General features: G+C 38.0%; 16 protein-coding genes. 9 read left to right on the top strand and 7 right to left on the bottom strand.

All coding sequences use genetic code 11. The features are described 5' to 3' along the window. Window positions 1–70: 70 nt before the first annotated feature. The 6 genes from ACZZZC_RS06285 to ACZZZC_RS06260 all read right to left on the bottom strand — a co-directional run bounded on the left by ACZZZC_RS06285 (window position 71) and on the right by ACZZZC_RS06260 (window position 6,979). On the bottom strand, window positions 71–1,510 hold the full coding sequence (locus tag ACZZZC_RS06285) for a SusD/RagB family nutrient-binding outer membrane lipoprotein (protein WP_463486782.1): 1,440 nt from the start codon (window positions 1,508–1,510) through the stop codon (window positions 71–73). Between the two features lie 17 nt (window positions 1,511–1,527). Then, window positions 1,528–2,703, bottom strand: coding sequence for a SusC/RagA family TonB-linked outer membrane protein (locus tag ACZZZC_RS06280; protein WP_463486781.1), 1,176 nt, complete (start codon window positions 2,701–2,703; stop codon window positions 1,528–1,530). 46 nt (window positions 2,704–2,749) lie between these two features. Next, on the bottom strand, window positions 2,750–3,946 hold the full coding sequence (locus ACZZZC_RS06275; RefSeq protein ID WP_463486780.1) for a TonB-dependent receptor: 1,197 nt from the start codon (window positions 3,944–3,946) through the stop codon (window positions 2,750–2,752). 2 nt (window positions 3,947–3,948) lie between these two features. Next, on the bottom strand, window positions 3,949–4,980 hold the full coding sequence (locus ACZZZC_RS06270; RefSeq protein WP_463486779.1) for an STN domain-containing protein: 1,032 nt from the start codon (window positions 4,978–4,980) through the stop codon (window positions 3,949–3,951). Between the two features lie 113 nt (window positions 4,981–5,093). Next, a complete protein-coding gene (locus ACZZZC_RS06265; RefSeq protein WP_463486778.1) occupies window positions 5,094–6,281 on the bottom strand; it encodes a FecR family protein in 1,188 nt (395 codons plus the stop codon). An 83-nt stretch (window positions 6,282–6,364) separates the two neighbouring features. Further along, window positions 6,365–6,979 carry an RNA polymerase sigma factor gene (locus tag ACZZZC_RS06260; RefSeq protein WP_463485294.1) on the bottom strand — a complete coding sequence of 205 codons (615 nt, stop codon included), beginning with the start codon at window positions 6,977–6,979 and terminating at the stop codon, window positions 6,365–6,367. 451 nt (window positions 6,980–7,430) lie between these two features. On the opposite strand from ACZZZC_RS06260, the gene ACZZZC_RS06255 reads away from it, so the two are divergent. From ACZZZC_RS06255 to ACZZZC_RS06215, 9 genes are all read left to right on the top strand, one after another. Continuing rightward, window positions 7,431–9,350, top strand: coding sequence for an LTA synthase family protein (locus tag ACZZZC_RS06255; RefSeq protein ID WP_463486777.1), 1,920 nt, complete (start codon window positions 7,431–7,433; stop codon window positions 9,348–9,350). 111 nt (window positions 9,351–9,461) lie between these two features. Next, entirely contained in the window at window positions 9,462–9,899 is a 438-nt protein-coding gene (locus ACZZZC_RS06250; protein ID WP_463486776.1) for a thioredoxin family protein, read from the top strand. After that, window positions 9,886–10,836 carry an FAD:protein FMN transferase gene (locus tag ACZZZC_RS06245; protein ID WP_463486775.1) on the top strand — a complete coding sequence of 317 codons (951 nt, stop codon included), beginning with the start codon at window positions 9,886–9,888 and terminating at the stop codon, window positions 10,834–10,836. The genes ACZZZC_RS06250 and ACZZZC_RS06245 overlap by 14 nt, the downstream gene beginning before the upstream one ends. Then, window positions 10,833–11,066 (top strand): DUF4266 domain-containing protein, encoded by a 234-nt coding sequence (locus ACZZZC_RS06240; RefSeq protein WP_463486774.1) that lies wholly within the window; start codon window positions 10,833–10,835, stop codon window positions 11,064–11,066. Before ACZZZC_RS06245 ends, ACZZZC_RS06240 begins: the two co-directional genes overlap by 4 nt. 12 nt (window positions 11,067–11,078) lie before the next feature. Then, window positions 11,079–12,269, top strand: coding sequence for a DUF3570 domain-containing protein (locus ACZZZC_RS06235; RefSeq protein WP_463486773.1), 1,191 nt, complete (start codon window positions 11,079–11,081; stop codon window positions 12,267–12,269). Window positions 12,270–12,305: 36 nt separating this feature from the next. Beyond that, a complete protein-coding gene (locus ACZZZC_RS06230) occupies window positions 12,306–12,983 on the top strand; it encodes a response regulator transcription factor (protein WP_463486772.1) in 678 nt (225 codons plus the stop codon). After that, the gene (locus tag ACZZZC_RS06225; RefSeq protein WP_463485287.1) at window positions 12,980–14,230 is read left to right on the top strand and encodes a sensor histidine kinase; all 1,251 of its coding nucleotides are present in this window, start codon (window positions 12,980–12,982) and stop codon (window positions 14,228–14,230) included. Before ACZZZC_RS06230 ends, ACZZZC_RS06225 begins: the two co-directional genes overlap by 4 nt. A gap of 497 nt (window positions 14,231–14,727) precedes the next feature. Further along, on the top strand, window positions 14,728–15,612 hold the full coding sequence (locus tag ACZZZC_RS06220; protein ID WP_463485286.1) for an NmrA/HSCARG family protein: 885 nt from the start codon (window positions 14,728–14,730) through the stop codon (window positions 15,610–15,612). Window positions 15,613–15,826: 214 nt separating this feature from the next. Next, a complete protein-coding gene (locus ACZZZC_RS06215; RefSeq protein WP_463485285.1) occupies window positions 15,827–16,723 on the top strand; it encodes a helix-turn-helix domain-containing protein in 897 nt (298 codons plus the stop codon). Between the two features lie 129 nt (window positions 16,724–16,852). Here ACZZZC_RS06215 and ACZZZC_RS06210 read toward each other — a convergent pair whose 3' ends face one another. Next, window positions 16,853–16,993 (bottom strand): hypothetical protein, encoded by a 141-nt coding sequence (locus ACZZZC_RS06210; protein ID WP_463485284.1) that lies wholly within the window; start codon window positions 16,991–16,993, stop codon window positions 16,853–16,855. Window positions 16,994–18,129 lie beyond the last annotated feature (1,136 nt).

Below are 18,129 nucleotides of genomic sequence, written 5' to 3'. Positions count from 1 at the left end.
TCTACTATGCCTGAGCTTTTCTATGAAAATGGTCAAGCATAGTGAATCGATGATCTTGTTTCTAACTACTCTACTTTACAGTCCACATCACTCCGTTAGTCGTATCTCCATCGGGATATTGACTGGCAACGGCAGCTGCAACATTTGATGGATTATTTTGATATTCATCTGTTGGATAAATCCATCGCTTTGGAACTTTCCCACCATTTAACGTTCCCGGGCCAACACTAAAAGAAGGTATCCCCGTTCTGCGTTGATCATAAAATGGTTCCCATCCAGAATTCATAAAGAATGAGATGTATTTTTGCGTAAGTATCATGGTTAAGCCATTGCTGGCATCATATTTAACCAAATTTTCATTCAAATAATTAGTGGCCGTTGAGCCAGTAATCTTATAGAACGCAAGTGAGGCGAGTATACCATTGTTATAATGACTTTCAGCACTTCCAGTCGTCCAGCCTCTCACAATACCTTCTGCAATTAGAAATTCCTGTTCTGCGTAGCTAAGTAAAATCATGGGCTCGTTGGCAGGAGCGGCAAGACTTGAATACCGTTTGGCGAGTAAGGAAGCGTTTGCGGCAGAACTTTGTTGTGCGGCCGGCGTTAAACCAGCGTCAACTCCGTTATAGCTTGAAAATATGCCTGCGGTCTGCCCAGCTATGGGTTCTGCAAAAGAAAATATTCTCGGATCTCTCCGTGCTTTCAATAAATTCACAAACGATAATTCAGGAGAAACTAAAGAAGCTACACTTAAGCTTCCTGCAGTTGGGTAATAATTGCTTATATCTGAAGTGTTATAAACAATCTGTGCATTATCGGCAATACTTGTCATCAAAGGATATTTGGATGGATTTGATACAATGGAATTAAACTGAGATTTGATATCAATCTTGGAATTGCCTTCGCGTTTTGATAAATGGATTAACATCCTCAACCGGTAAGCGTTGGCCAATTGCTTCCATCGCTTAATAGTTCCCCCGTAAATAATATCGCCACTAATGGCAGTTCCACCTTCTACCAATTGCGAATTTGCCAATTCCAATTCGTTTAAAATGCCTGCATAAACATCTTCTTGTGTAGAATATTTTGGTTTTTCAATTCCACTTTCTACCATTAAAGCTTCTGCATAAGGCACATCGCCGAAGGTATCCGTTAATTGGCTAAACAATATTGCTCTGAATAAATGGCCTAAACCTGCATAACTGGTATTTCCCTGAGCAAGTTCTTCCATTTTCTTTACCTGCCTTAAAGTATTATATGCACCAAAAGACGAGCGACTCCAGTTGTAGTTAACATATTCGCTTGGGCGTTCGTAATAGGTTAGGTGCCGTACAGCATAAGCAGAACCCATCGGATCAACATTGAATACCGAATTACAAATATTTGTTAGCAACAGTGCAGGTGTTGCTGTAGTAGGTAAATTTGGGTTTTCTAAATAATAATCGAATTTTTTACAAGCGCCCAGCGATAGTAAAACTGTAAACAAAACAGTGATTTTCTTTATATTCATGACAATATCTTTAGTGTCTAAAACTTTAAATTTAAATTGAACCCGATATTGCGGGTGGTTGGTTCTGCTAACGAAAAATCTGTATAACCATCAGGATCCATGTAAGGAACTTTAGACCATAATGCAAGATTACGCCCTACAATTGATGCACTTAAACCTTTGAAAGGTGTTTTCTTCAGGAACGCTGCAGGGATTTGATAGCTGAATATAATTTCTCTCAATTTTACGAAAGTCCGGTCATATAAGTTGGCACCTTCTACACCGTTTGCATAGTTTGCAAATACAAAATCTACATAGTTAACTGACGTTGTATTTGGGGCAAACGTACGGGTATCGCTGGTTATATTTCCTTTTAGGTCATAGGTTACTGTTCCCCCGGTTTGAACTACACCACCATTATTATAGGTTTTTTTGTTGGCATATGCATCTTCTCTGAAACTATTTGCTGTAGCAGGATGCATACCGCCTTCATACATTTTGGCCTCTAAGCCGTTAAACATTACGCCACCAACACGTCCATCTATGGAGAAGCTCAAACCGAAATTTTTGTATCTAAATGCATTGATCACTCCAAATTCCCAATCAGGGCCGGTATAACCAAGATTTATCACTTGATTGATGTATTGCGGAATTCCCGATTGGTGAACAATTTGACCATCTGGTGATCGTTGCCAATCGTACCCACGAAAAACATCAGTTCTGTCTCCGACTCCCACACCGCCTCGTATTAAATCACCGTTAGAATATTCTTCAACTGTTCTGCGTAATCTCGAATAATTGGCCGTAATATTCCAGCTGAAATCTCTCGTTCTTATAGGCTCACCACTTAGAACAAGTTCAATACCACGGCGTCTATATTTATCTCCATTGGTTTGGGCCGATGTAAAACCTGTTGCAATAGATAAAGGGATGGATACCACATTATCTACCAGGTCATAATTAAAATAGGTAAAGTCTAACCCAATTCTATTCCTTAAAAACCGTACTTCAGCTCCATATTCCTGAGAAACAGTTTTATTTGGCTTTAAACCTGGCAAAAGAATTGAGCCTGGCGTAATTAATGATGGATTTCCAGCCCAACGTGAACCAACTGTATAGTTTGTTAAGGTACTATAAGGACTCACATCAGTTTTTGCATTTGCTAATGCCCCTCTTAATTTAACCATTGATATTACTTCTGGTAGTTTAACCATTTCAGATACGATTAAACTCAACGAAGCTGAGGGATAAAAATAGGTATTATATGGTAGATTGTAAGGCTGAAGACCAGTCGTTACGACCTGTTACGCTAAGGGTTGCTATCCTTTTATAATTTAAATCGACAGAACCGTAAGCGCTGTATACCAGTTTTTCGGTTAATGAATTGGAAGATTTAAGGGGATCTCTCGAGTTTGCGAGGTTATACCACTCCGGAACTGCTAAACCACCAACTGTATTAGAGGCAAGCCCATTCGCCTGATCAAGGCGGCTACTTGCTCCTGCTCTTGCAGAAACATTAAAATCCTTTAAAAACGTTTTGTTATAAGATAATAATACATCAGTAACCACACGTAAAGTATTGTTTTTACTCAAACTGTAATTTCCAAACGGCGCTGCATCTGTTCCATAGTTGATATAACTGTATGGAATTTTACTATCGCTATTGGCCTGGTTATTAGTAATCCCTCCCCTAACCAATAGTTTCAGGTCTTTATTAAAGTCGTAGGTCATGTTCGCCTGTGCAACCACAACATCATTTGTGTACTTACGAACCTTCTCTCCTGCCAGAAACCATGGATTATTGTACCAACTGTAATTATAAGTAAACTGTTCTGTACCCTCACGCCCTGGTTTCCAATAATTTCTTAGGTCATTGATATCTACTTCTGGGCCCATCCACAACACGATGTTGTATAAATAGTTATCTGGGGAATAACCCGAAGTTGGATAGTTTGGAGAATATTGTTTGTTGTAGGATAGGCTTGCTTCTGCTCTTAATTTATCATTTATTTTAAGGCTACCGGCTAAATTCAAAGTAGTAGAATTTAGTTTTGTTCCAGGTACCTGCCCTTGTTGATAAACCTGCGATGCCGATATTCTATAGTCAGCACGATCGGTACTGCCTGCAAAATTAATGTTGTGAGTAGTTAGCAAACCGTTATTTAAAAAACTTTTTAGGTTATCATCACTTCTCGTAATCCAAGGTAACGGAATAAGCTTTCCTGTGGCCTGATCTCTCGGACTATTGTATTGCGCAATTTCGACAAAACCACTTTTAGTGGTCGGATCTGGCACATTAAGCTTTGGGCCCCATACATAGCCATAACCATCGTTTATTCCCCCGCCCTTTCCATCTACAAAAGAATACTGTCCATTAAATCCCATTCCATACTCTGATTGGGTTTCTGGGATACGCAAAAAACCAGCTTGGAATTGAGTGCTTGTGTTATAGGCCATTTCTAAACCTGGCGCACCTCCCTTACCTTTTTTGGTGGTATCATTATGGCGCCATTTTGAGCCAATGAGCCGTACAGCGCAGCGGACGCCGTTCCTTTGAGTACAGTTACATTTTCAATATCATCAGCATTAAGACTCCACATATCAAAATTTGCAGGCGCAGGTACTCCGTCAATCACGATTGTTGTACCAGCTCCTCTTAAAGTAATTCCAGGATTTTCAAAAAGGGTAGTTTTGGTTTGAACTTGCAAACCAGCTACTTTTCCTACTAAACTAGTCGCTACGTTGGCTTCTCTAGCAACCTGCAATGCTGCACCTTTAACTTCTTGAACGGCATAGGTAATCTGACGTTTCTCTTTAGTAATACCAAGCGCAGTTACAACAACCTCTTGCATTAAAATCTGAGATGATTTAAGAATTACATCAATACGGGTTTTGCCGTTTATTGCAATTTGTTGTTGTTCAAATCCGACATAGCTCAATATTAGGGTTCCGTTTTCAGGTGCTTTAATAACAAATTGCCCGTTGGCATCTGTTACTGTAGCGGTTTTAGTTCTATCTTTTACCACAACCGATACCCCTGAAAGTACTCCTACTGAATCTCTGACTGTCCCGGAAATCGAAATATCTTGTTGACCGGTATTGACAGCCTTTTTATCATCAGCAATACTGCTAATAATAATTGTTCTGGCAATTTGCTTGTAACTCATTTTCCTCGAACTCAGCAATTCAGTTAATACCTGATCGAGCGAAGCATGCTTAACATCAATTGTCACTGGTCGCGATTGTTTTAGCAATAAATCATTATAAAAAAACTTAAGTTTTGTTTGCTTTCCAATTTCTGAAAGCACTTTAACCAGTGGGTAATCTTTTACTGAGAGATTAATCTCTTGTGCATTACCGGAAGCAAATAAAGCACTTGTGAAAAAAAGAACCAGAAACACAGTCAATTTCATGGCAATAATAATTTTAGTCGATTTTGAATAGTTCACAGGACTGCCATTCGGCTTTTTGCCGTAGCGGAAATAATTCATAATTTTGAGTAGTTAGAGTTGTTTACAGTTGTTCAGCTTTGCATTTTTACGGGGGTGCCGGAATCACCCTCGTTTAAATTTTGTTTGGTAGTTTATTTCATTCATAGTTACAGTTATTTATTTGGTTTAAATTTGATTATTAAATTCTTCTTATTTATTTCAAATTTCGCTAATGTAATGGGCTTTAGCATTTCTAAAACCTCTGAAAGATTGGCTTTCCTATCTATGCTGCCAGTGTAAAGTTCGTTCGGCACTACTCCTTCATAGCTTAACTCAACATCATACCAATTGGAAATCTCATTCATGATATTTTCCAAACGGTCATTTTTGAAATAAAAGTAGCCGTCTTTCCAAGCCGTTGTCTGTTCTAGATCGGCATCTCGGACTTGAATGTTCTTCTCTGCTTTACGAACTATCGCCTGTTTACCTGGAATCAACTTTACAGATTGACCAAGCGCTGAAACCATTACCGAACCCTCAGTCAAGGTTGCCTTCAGATTAGAAAACTGATCTGAATTTATGTTAAATTCGGTACCCAAAGCTTTGACAGTAGTATTACCAGTTTGGGCAATAAAGGGCATCTTTGGATTTTTAGCGACCTGGAAATAGGCTTCACCTGTTAGATAAACCCTACGCTCTGCACCGTTGAATCGCGTAGGAAAACGCAGTGAGGAGGAAGCATTTAGCCAGACTTTCGAGCCATCTGGCAATAGAAGCTCGTAACTACTTCCCTTTGGAACAATTAACGTATTAGTTAAAATTTTTTCCTCTTCTCCGCTGTCGCGATAAACTAACTGTCCGTGTTCATAGGCAATCGTTGTCCCGTCAGACTCAGTCAGTGCTGTTTTATCATTATTCAATTCAACAGTACGGCCATTAGAAAGTATCAGTGTGGCTTTTTTACCTACGGGCAGTACATCATTAGCATAGCCATAAGCATTGCTTTGGATAATTTGTGTATCAGTATGTTTCAACCAATTCCAACAAGCCAGGCATACCAAAATAGTGGCCGCTATTCCACCGATCCATAATAACCGATGCCTTGAACTGACATTTTTTGAAGGGATTTCTCTTTTACTTTTGATACTTAAAAACAAGCGTTCTTTAACGTTATCGACAATGAGAGTTACGTTATCGCCAGAATCAAGTGTTTTTTCCAATTCATTCTTCACCAGAATAGTCAAATCCTCTGGAACCACGTCTTTCTCAAAATAGCTTAAAATTTCTTTTAAATCGCTATCCGAATAACGGTCTTCCAAATAGGAATTAAACAACTGAATTACTTTTGAATCTTTTTTCAACTTCTTAATTTTATACTAATACGAACAACTCTAAAAAAGTCACTAGTATAAAATATTTTTTTTTAAGAAGGTTGTTATTGGCCTTAAAAACGAACTGCTGAAGCAATCAAAATTGCGATCAAACATTGGAAATAGGATGAGCCGGAAAGTTGAGCCCGAATGTGCTTATTTGCTTTTACAAGATGATTACTTATCGTATTTACAGAAATTCCTAACAAGTTACTGATCTCTTCGTATGATTTCCCTTCAAGTTTACAAAGCTTAAAAACCAACCGGCTTTGTGGAGATAAACTTTCCAGTATCTTATTTAGAAAATCTCTTTTTTGGTGATCGTCGAATATTTCTTCGATATGGGTGTAACTTAAATTCTGATTTACCGCTAAATGTTTCTCGAAAGATTTGATTTTCGCTGCCTTTCTAAAGAAATCGATTACCATGTTATGAGCTATACGATAAAGATAGGCACGGAATGAAAGATTCTGATCCAACTGGGAACGGTTCTCCCAGATTTTGAGGAAAAGATCATGCAGGAGATCTTCCACCATTGACTCCGATTTCAATAACCTCAATAAATTCTGGGCAATCTGTGTTTTGTATCTATCATACAACATCTCAAAAGCCACCTCATCGCCAAACCTTAGCCTCTCCACTAAATCAAAATCAGAAATAACATGCACCTTTTGGTTCAACTTTTCCATTAATAAAGAGTATACTGACAACAATTTTTGACGTTATTTCATCTAGATTAAATTAAATGAGATAAGTCTATCTAACTCTACAAGTTAGCGGCAATTATTAAATTTATAAAAATTATTTTAGATTCAAAGTTACATCGCGGGTGTTAAGACTATATGAAAACTATTTAAAGAAATATCCTCTACAGGAATAAGTGACTAGCTCCTCCGTCACCAGGTTACTCTTCCAACAACAAAATTAACACTTGATTAACAGGGCGTTAGTTTGTTACCACAAAAAAAAGCTCGGCTATTAACTTGCTTTAAACTACAATATGGAATTTTAGGCGCACAAGATAAAGGTGTTTAAAGTTGTACGCTGGAGTCTGCAACAGTGCTAAACCATACAAACTTCAGAATCTCTTCAGAATTCGATGATAGCTTTGGCCTTTCGGCCAGAATGAATATCAAACCAATGAACATCTTTAAAAAATTAAATAGTTTATTTCAGTACAGATTTGGACCTGTATTACTTGCTGTGATTTTGCTATGCATCGCTTCGCTGCTGACCAGGATTTCGCTCTTAGTTTATTCCTCGGCATCTTTTGAGTGGAGTTCAACAAATCTCATCAAGGTATTTGTGATTGGCCTATTCTATGATCTGGCAGCTGCTTCTTATGCAATAATCCCCCTTATTCTTTATCTGTGGATTTTTCCATCGAGATGGTACAGCAAAAAAATAAGTAAGATATTAATCCTTGCCTATTTTTTTGTGGTAATATTCACGCTTATTTTTAATGCAATTTCCGAATGGATTTTCTGGGAAGAGTTTTCGGTGCGCTATAACTTTATTGCGGTCGATTACCTGGTTTACACTACTGAAGTTATCGGAAATATCAGGCAGTCATACCCTGTTGCATCCATTTTAACGATCCTTCTTGTCCTTTCAGCATTTATCACCTACTTATTAAGGAAAAAAGTGTGGGAATCTACCCTTATTCCAATGCGTTTTGCAAAGCGTTCAAAGTTTCTATTGCTATTTCTTATCGCTCCGATTGCGACCTACTTTTTAGTTAACCATAACTGGAAAAATCACAGTCGCAATCAATATGTAAATGAACTTTCGGGCAATGGCATGTACGATTTTGGCTTTGCCTTTTGGCACAACCAGTTAGATTACGATACATTTTATAAGACTATGCCACTGGAAAAAGCATTGTCTATCATCAGAAAAGATCTTGATTTTGTGGCTGCTAACGAAAGAGACCGCAACACCATCAGGAATATCAAAGCTGATTCGGCTGAAAAGAGAATGAACGTCATCCTGATAAGCGTAGAAAGTTTGAGTGCAGAATTCCTGGGGAGTTATGGCAATACGCAAGGCATCACACCCAATCTGGATTCACTTGCAAAAGAGGGTCTGCTGTTCACCAATTTATATGCTTCAGGTACTCGAACGGTTCGTGGCCTGGAGGCATTATCACTTTGCATTCCGCCAACACCAGGGCAATCTATCGTTAAACGCCCTAACAACAAAAATCTCTTTACGTTGGGCAGTGTATTTCAATCTAAAGGCTACAGCAGCAGGTTTATCTATGGCGGTTATGGCTACTTTGATAATATGAACGAGTTCTTTTCTCAAAATGGTTATCAAGTCACTGACCGAAATGCATTGAGTGAAAAGGAAATCCATTATGAAAATACCTGGGGTGTTGCCGATGAAGACCTTTTTACACTTTCGCTCAGGGAACTGGACAAGGATTACAAAAGCAAAAAAACTTTCTTTGCGCACATCATGACGGTTTCTAACCACAGGCCATACACTTATCCGGAAGGCCGCATTGATATTCCATCACATACCGGGCGAGAAGGCGCCGTGAAATATACCGATTACGCGATTGGAAGATTTATCAGAGAAGCAAAACTTAAACCCTGGTTTGAGAATACGCTTTTCGTCATCGTTGCAGATCATTGCGCATCAAGTGCCGGAAAGGTTGAACTTCCAGTTGATAAATACCATATTCCAATGATTATGTATTCACCAGCACATATTAAGCCTGGCAAATTCGAAAAACTTGTGGCACAGATCGATATTGGTCCTTCAATATTAGGATTGCTCAACTTTAGCTATCAAAGTAAATTCTTTGGCCAGGATGTTTTTAAAATGAAAGACCAGCAGCAAAGGGCATTTATCAGTACCTATCAGAGCTTAGGATATATTAGGAACAACAAACTTATCATTTTAGATCCAAACAGGAAAGTAAGCACGTTTACGCCGGATTTCAAAACCGGGGCTTCCAAATTAATCCCTTCTGAAAGTTGGCTAACAGATGAGGCCATTGCGAATTACCAATTGGCGTCTTACTTGTATTCAAGTGGCGGATATCATCAATAAATCTATCTCACATATCCTTAAAACAACAGAAAACCCTACTTGTCACTACGTTTGGCATTGCAAAACATGTTGGTTAAAGCCTATGGAGAAAGCTTACGTTAACAATCAATTATGAAAAATCTACTATTTATTGCACTCGTTGCGATTTCATCGGCAATACCTTGGGAACAGAACTTTGAAACTGCCCAGAAAAATGCGAAGGAGCAGCACAAGCTTATTCTCCTGAATTTTTCGGGCTCTGATTGGTGCGGTCCATGTATTAGAATGCATAGTGAAATTTTTGCTGATCAGGGATTTATAAAAATGGCAACAGCAAACCTGGTGATGATTAATGCAGATTTTCCTAGAAACAAGAAAAAACAGCCTGCCGAACCAATTAAGAAGCAGAACGAAATGTTGGCCGATAAATATAACCCTCTGGGGAAATTTCCTTATACAGTAATTCTGGATCAGGATGGAAAAGTACTCAAAGCGTATGATGGGTTGCCAAATCAAACTGCAGGTGAATTTGCAAACGAGCTTCAAAGAATCTGCGATGCAAAAAGATAGAGAATTACAGCTCCCTAAAGCTTTCAAACTTACAGAGCGCTTGATGGGAAATACTTTTGAGCTAACCGTTGTTGCAAACAGCGAAGACTGGGCAATGCAAAAGATCAGGCTCGCAATTGATGAGATAAAAAGAATTGAAAAACTATTCACCACGTTTGATGAGAATAGTCAAACCAATCAAATTAATAGTCAAGCTGGAATTGGGCGGGTAAAAGTTGATCCTGAAGTTTATCAGCTGATAGAACGTTCCATACGGATATCAGCAATTACAGATGGTGCATTCGATCTTACTTACGGCTCTATTGATAGGAAGTTATGGAACTTCGATAGTACTATGACACGTCTTCCCGATAGCGAAACGGCCAGATCAATGGTGAGATTGATCAATTATAAAAACATCATTCTTGATCCTAAAAATAATACCGTAATGCTTAAAGAAAAGGGAATGCGGATAGGATTTGGAGGAATAGGAAAAGGTTATGCGGCCGAAATGGCAAAGTCTCTTTTAAAAAAAGAAGGAGTAGACGCTGGAATTGTAAATGCTTCTGGCGACCTCACCACTTGGGGCACACAGCCCAATGGGGAGCCATGGACAATTGGTATTGTTGATCCGGATCATAAAAACACCCCATTTTCTTATCTTAACGTAACCGATATGGCAGTTGCTACATCTGGCAATTATGAAAAGTTTGTAAACATTGGCGGCAAAAAGTATTCGCACACCATTAATCCCAAAACCGGCCTTCCAGTTACCGGCATAAAAAGCGTAACCATTATTAGTCCAAATGCAGAAATAGCAGATGCCATGGCGACTCCAGTTACCGTAATGGGGATTTCAGCAGGTTTGGATATGATCAACCAAATTAATTACCTGGGCTGCATCATTGTAGACGACAATAATAAAATCTATACCAGTAAAAATATCAACCTAAAATGAAAGCAAAATTGATCAAACGAATGGTCGTGGTAGCAATGGCACTTGGTGTATTGCTCTTTGTACCTTCCTGCACAACAGTTAAAGAATATCAAAAGAACAGATTAAACGATGCAGAAATGATTCTAGGGAATAGGAAGATTGAGAAGACTGAGCTCAGCTTTCAAGGATACCGGGAAGGTGCTTCGGGCGCAAACTCAGGAAAAAGCGGCGGTGGTTGTGGATGTAATTAAGAAGATAAACACATGAAAAAAATATTTTTAACTGCAGCGGCTGTTTTCGCATTGTTGCATTCATTTGCCCAAACAACACCAAAAGACAGTACTGGTTTTCAGAGCAGAAAACTTAAACTGGATGAGGTAAATCTAGTTTCGAGTTATTATACACAAGATGGAAACAATGCTGCTGTTACGGGCGGTATCGGCTCACAAAAACTCACTGATATTGCCAACGTATTTGATGTGAAAATGGTTAAATATGATGCTAAATCACGCAAACATACTTTTGGTCTTGAAGTGGGGATCGATCATTATACTTCCGCATCATCGGATATGATCGATCTTCAGGCAAACTCTTCTGCCTCACATGCCGATACCAGAATTTATCCTTCGTTAAGCTGGAACATTGAAAATGAAAAGAAAGGAACCACTTTAGCATTCGGTCTTTCTTCATCAACAGAATTCGATTACCAATCATTTGGTGGTAACGTGAGTTTCTCTACCAAAACCAAGGACAAAAGTGGGGAGTTTACTGCTAAATTGCAAACTTACCTGGATCAGGTTACTTTAATTCAGCCGATTGAACTGAGAACAAATACCATGGACCATGAGCAGTATGGATCGGCAGCACGAAATACATTTGCAGGTTCTTTATCATACTCACAAATTATTAATGAAAGATTTCAGGTGATGTTGCTGGCCGATGTGGTGCAACAGAATGGCTATCTTAGTCTTCCTTTTCATAGGGTTTATTTTAAAGATAACACTGTGCACCAGGAAAATCTTCCAGACAGCAGGGTTAAAATCCCGCTGGGTTTTAGGGCAAACTACTTTATTGGCAATAACCTGATCATTAAAACATATTACCGTTACTATACCGATAACTGGGGACTTAAATCTCACACCGCGGACATAGAAGTGCCTATCAAAATCAATTCTTTCTTCTCCATTAGCCCTTTCTATAGATATTATACTCAAACGGCAGCCAAATATTTCGCTCCGTTCCAAACGCATACTGCGGCAGATCAATATTACAACAGCAATTATGATTTATCTAAGTTCAACAGTAATTTTTATGGTGCAGGTATTCGGTTCGCTCCACCGAAGGGCGTATTGGGTATGCAACATTTCAGCATGCTCGAAATTAGATATGGGCATTATGCCAAAAACATTAACATGAGTTCGGATATTATTTCATTGAACATCAAATACAAATAAGGCTACTTTAGCTATCTTGTAGCAATTTCAACATACATGAAAATACTGGTTATAGAGGACGAGCCTACGTTACGGACAAACATTATCGAATACCTGATGGCAGAAGGTAACGTATGCGACCAAGCTAAAACTTTTGCTGAGGCTGCGCAAAAAACCGCCATTTACAGTTATGATTGTATCTTGTTGGATCTTACCTTACCAGATGGTGATGGGCTAAAATTGCTGGCCGATTTTAAAAAGATGGAGCGGAAAGATGGCGTCATCATTATTACCGCAAGAAATTCGGTTGATCAACGTATAGAAGGCCTTAGCCTGGGGGCGGATGATTATCTTATTAAGCCATTTCATCTTTCAGAACTTAGCGCAAGGATCATGGCGGTTATCCGTAGGCGCACCTTTAATGGAAGTGATCTTGTAGTATTTAATGAGCTAACCATTGATATTCAAGCCAAAGAAGTTAAAGTAAACGGTAAGGGCATCAGTTTAACCAGAAAAGAGTTTGATTTATTGATATATTTTGTAGCTAACAGATCGAAAGTAATCGCCAAGTCTGCCGCAGTGGAACACATATGGGGCGATCATGCAGATATGGCAGACAGTTTTGACTTTATTTACACTCACATCAAGAATATCCGTAAAAAGCTAGTAGATGCCGGTGCAAAGGATTATTTTCATTCTGTTTATGGCGTAGGATATAAATTTACCGATCAATGAAGCTTTTTTCCCGATACAATCAAATTCTTTTAGCGACGGCATTTTTTGGTCTCTGCATGATTGGCTATCTCTTCTACCTTACAATGGGTCGATACCTTAATCAACAGGTAGACCGTTATCTTGAAGAGGAACAGTTGGAAGTAAGGGAAAATGCCCGTTCAATAAATTCCGACAATGCACACGAAATTTTTAAAGACCTGGTAGTAGACTATCAAAAAATCCAACGAATATCCATCAAAAAGCATTTTGCAGATACTGCTTTTTTCAACCCAAAAAAACAAATCAGGGAATCAGCAAGGTATCTCAAAGAAGATTTGCTTTTAAATGGGCAGCCAGTTAGGGTAACGGTTATTGTTTCAAAAATTGCCCATAGCGAACAAATAAAGGGCATTTTCTTAAGCATCATGCTTCCGGTTGCTGCCCTTTTTGTGCTTCTTTTAGTGGTAAACCGCATGATGATAGCAAGACTTTGGAAACCATTTAATGAACTCCTTCTTAACCTAAAATCATTTAATCTCAATCAACAGGATAACTTTAGGCAAGTTGAAACTCCCATCTTAGAATTTAGAGAACTAAATAATGCAATAGCAGAAATTTCTCAACGCATCCGGTCAGAATATAGAGAGATTAAGCTTTTTACCGAAAATGCTTCACATGAAATGATGACACCGATTGCGGTAATCAACTCTAAACTTGAAATGATGCTCCAGAGTGATGAGCTTAGCGAACAGCAGGGTAAAGATATACACGAACTTTATAAGGCGACTTCGAAGCTCACTAAGCTGAACCAATCGTTGCTGTTATTGGTAAAAATTGACAATAACCTATTGAGAGACCAGCAAGAAGTTGATATAAAAAATGTAATTGAGGAAAGGATAGGCTATTTTCAAGAACTGTTGCATAACAAGAAGATTTCATTCAATCTTGAACTGGATGAGAAAACGCTTTTGATGAGTAAATTTTTGGCCGAAACGCTGATAGATAATCTTATTGGAAATGCAATCAGGCATAACCACGTGGGCGGTAATATCCACCTATTGCTTACTAAGGATAAGCTCAAGATTACCAACACGAGCACTCTTCCCGCTATTGACCCGCAACATGCATTTGAGCGTTTTTACAAGGGAATGCAGTCTGAAGGAATGGGGCTTGGATTGGCCATTGTGAAACAGATTGCTTTGCTCCATAAATTTAAAATCTCGTACAGCCATCAGGATGGCAAACATACTTTCTGTCTTGATTTTTAAAGCTAATTATAGCTAGATCAGGGTAAGACACCAGTTATTGACTGTTACTTTTTTTGGAAAGTATGATAAACAGGCTCTAAGTAGGTACATTGTAGCTAACATTTGATAAGATTGGCATTTGATAGCTCATAAATTGTTGTCTCCAAACGATATCTAAAAGCGATTTTATATTCACAATTTAAGTGTCCGGCTGAGTTTTTTGAATTCTCAACCACCAAATCCATCTGAAAGGGTTAAAGGCTATGCCCCCTTATTTCTCACTTTACGATTTATCTTAATTTTAAAAAAATCACCTCATATGGGATTATTGTTTTGCGTTATACGATGTCCCTTGTTTCCAGCCCAATCTATTTATTTTTTACTGATAGAGTAAAATCCGAAAATTTTTGATTTCGCATTCAATAACTTATCCTTAAAATGTATCCTTTCTTCCTTGATTTGTATAATTTGAAGCAGAGCTCATATCCTAATTTTGTTTCATAATTTAAGTGTGAATAATGAAAGATAGCAAAAAGACAATAGCAGTGATTGGAGCAACAGGCTCACAAGGTTCAAGCGTAGTAAAAATTCTTGCAAACGAAGGCTCTTTTAATGTGAGAGCACTAACACGTAATCCAGAAAATTATTCTGGCAAGGCGCATGAAGCAGTGTATGCAGACCTGACCGATTTGCAGTCATTAAAGGAAGCTTTAAATGATGCTTACGGCGTATTTGTAGTAACCAACTATTGGGGAGGTGCAGACGAAATTGGCCAGGGGAAAAATGCCGTCGAAGCTGCAAAGGCAGTGGGAATAGAGCATTTTGTTTGGTCCACGCTTCCTGATGTTGAATCAATTAGCAATGGTGAATTCGACGTTCCTTTTTTTACAAACAAATCAAAGGTAGATGATGCAGTGAAAAATGCGGGATTTAGGTACTCAACATTTGTAGAAGCTCCATTCTATTTCCAAAATCTTGCATCTTGGCTTGCACCACAACAGCAGCAAGACGGCACAATTGGTTGGGCGCTACCACTAGATCCAACAAAAGAAGTAGTACATTGGTCAGACATCAACGATATGGGGAAAATTGTGGCAGGCGCATTTTCGCAGCCAGAAAAAGCAGGCAATGGCAATTACCTTACATTGGCAACAGAATTGTTCAGTTTTAACGATATTATCTCGACTTACAAAAAGTACGGTAAAGTGTATAGCTATTCACAGCTCTCAGGCGCAGTATTTTCAACTCTTATGGAAGGAGGAAAAGGGGTAGCAGATATGTTTGGGTTTTGTGAAAAATATACCTATATGGGCCCGGGTTCCGCTTCACGAATAGAATTTGCCAAAGAAATAGCTACTAGTAAATATGTAAGTTTTGAGGAATGGATAAATCAAAATAGTTAGGAAGACAGGTTAGATACCAAAACATATAACACTGAGAGGCTTCTCAAATAATAAGCAAGCCTTAAAACATCCAGGCAATAGTTCTAATAAAACTCATTGTCTGGTTAGTCTAGAGCTATCAAATATTGGAGTCACATGGATTTATTTAAATATTATTTAATAGCAAAGACCGATAACTTAATTTAGATATAAATCGTAACTTCTGCATCAATACATGAAACATTTCAAAACTATAACTGAAGTATACAAAACAAATGGATTTCCTCCACCAGAAAATCCATTGCTTGGGGTATTAACATTTAAAGAAATAAGAGACTGCGCATTTGTTTACTCAGAATTCACGTTAGGTTTTTATAAGATTGCTTTGAAAAAGGTGAAGTCTGGTACGCTAATGTATGGAAAGACAAAATATGATAGCGATACCGGTTCTATGTTCTTTATGAAACCCAACCAAATCATACAGATGAATAACATTGAATTGGAAGAGAATGGATTCATCATCTTTATAGATGAAGATTACCTGGTCAACCATCCGCTTTATGCTACGATTAAAAAATACGGCTACTTCGATTATGAGGCCAATGAGGCACTGCATCTGTCTCCTAAAGAAGAAGAAACCATTTGGGCTATCTTTAATAAATTACGTGAGGAATATTACAACAACCAGGATAATCTCAGTAGAGAAATAATGATAGGCTATGTTGAGTCGATTCTCAAATATTCATCGAGATTTTATAATCGGCAGTTCTTGAATCGGACTGTTTTATCAGGCACAATAATTTCTAAGTTTACAGATATACTAAAAGTTTACTTTGAGAGCGGAAATCTGCAAGCCCATGGACTGCCAACTGTAAAATATATGGCTTCCAGGTTATCGTTATCTGCAGGATATCTAAGTGATTTACTGAAACAGGAAACCGGTAAGACCGCCATAGACCATATCCACCTGGCGTTAATCCTCGAAGCGAAAAACATATTGATGAGTACAAACATCAACATATCAGAGACTGCATTCCAACTTGGTTTTGAAAACCCTCCCTATTTTTCTAGACTATTTAAAAAAGCTGTCGGGATTACCCCATCCGAATTTCGGAACCAGTTTATGAATTAACGGAGGAAAAAGTATACTCAGACAGTTAGCATGGCAACTGGATCCAACTGAGTTTGATTAAAGCGTCTATTTATTCCCTATTCAAAAATAATAATTCGGGGTTTTTGAATTTGCGAAAGTATTGACAAACTAATTTAAATAAGAAAAACCCTTAAAACTTAATTTAAGGGTTTGATTTAATGTAGTGGAGAATATCGGATTGAAAAATTCGCCTAATATTTCTCCGTAGATGCCTTTTTGATACTCTGAGAGGGGTTTTACTTTTCTCATTTCGCTACTTTTAAGAGGTATTTGGCAGACTTTTGTCAGACTTTTTACCCTTGGTTTCTATCTTAAAATTAAGAAAAAACCAGCTTTATTGCAAGAGAAACTGGTTTTTATTCTCATAGGATTTGAGTTCCAAAGGACATAACTGTCAGACTTTTACCTAAAGACTTTAAACGTCTGTTAAATATATGAGATAAATACCTGATAATGAATATATTAATCAACAGTAAAATTTCAGCATTCGAGGTCTACATATCAAACAATTAATACCCTTCACGAAATAGCTGATTGTAATTCCCAATGGTTCTGATCTACATCAATAACTTTAAACTTTCAAGATAAAAATTGCAAAAATCTTTTGTAATGTCTAGGGATTGTGCCCTCTCGGAGGAATACTTTGAACACTTAAGTGCGTTCTTACAGGTGCTTGGGCCAATTGTCGATGACTTAAAGAGCAAAGGATTTATATAAAAATCTAGTTTTTCGGAAAAGTGGCAACCGTTGTACTAAAAATATAAAACACAAAAATTTGGCAAATATGAATGAGATTAGTTGTGCCTTTTTTCATTGATAAGGACGCACCGATGAATTCTATTGGAGATTCCGCTAGGATTAATCAAGTCATTTTGGAACTTAAGATTAGAAAACCCAAATGCAGGTAAAAGGTCATATCTGATCCTTTAAACTTATACTTGCGACAATGAGTTTATCAATGCGAATAACCTGTATATTCGACCTAACTCTAATAAACTCAACGGACACGCATTGGGTAAATCGTAGTAGACTGACCCCCATCTCGCCAGTAAAAGTATATTACAGCACACTATTTTTAGAGCATTTGAAAAATAATTAACAATTGGTGCAAAGGGGTCAAATAAGTTGGTTTATTCAGCATAGGGGTAAATTCGTTTTTATAAGGGAGCAATACCGATTGGGGCCTCTCATCAAGACCCTAGTGACAATTATTGGAGCCGGGGTACTCCTTCGCGCATACATTGGTGGCAAGTACTGTTTAAGCAACAAATGGGGCTATCTACTGAGATTTTGCGTCATTGGCTGGATAAACCTAAGTACATTGACCCGTCTCACCTGAAATAAAATTGTTGTAAAATTTTGTTTGTCTGCATTTTAGTGAATTG

This window comes from Pedobacter sp. AC212, from assembly GCF_979258625.1.
This window is presented reverse-complemented; position numbering and strand designations above follow the sequence as displayed.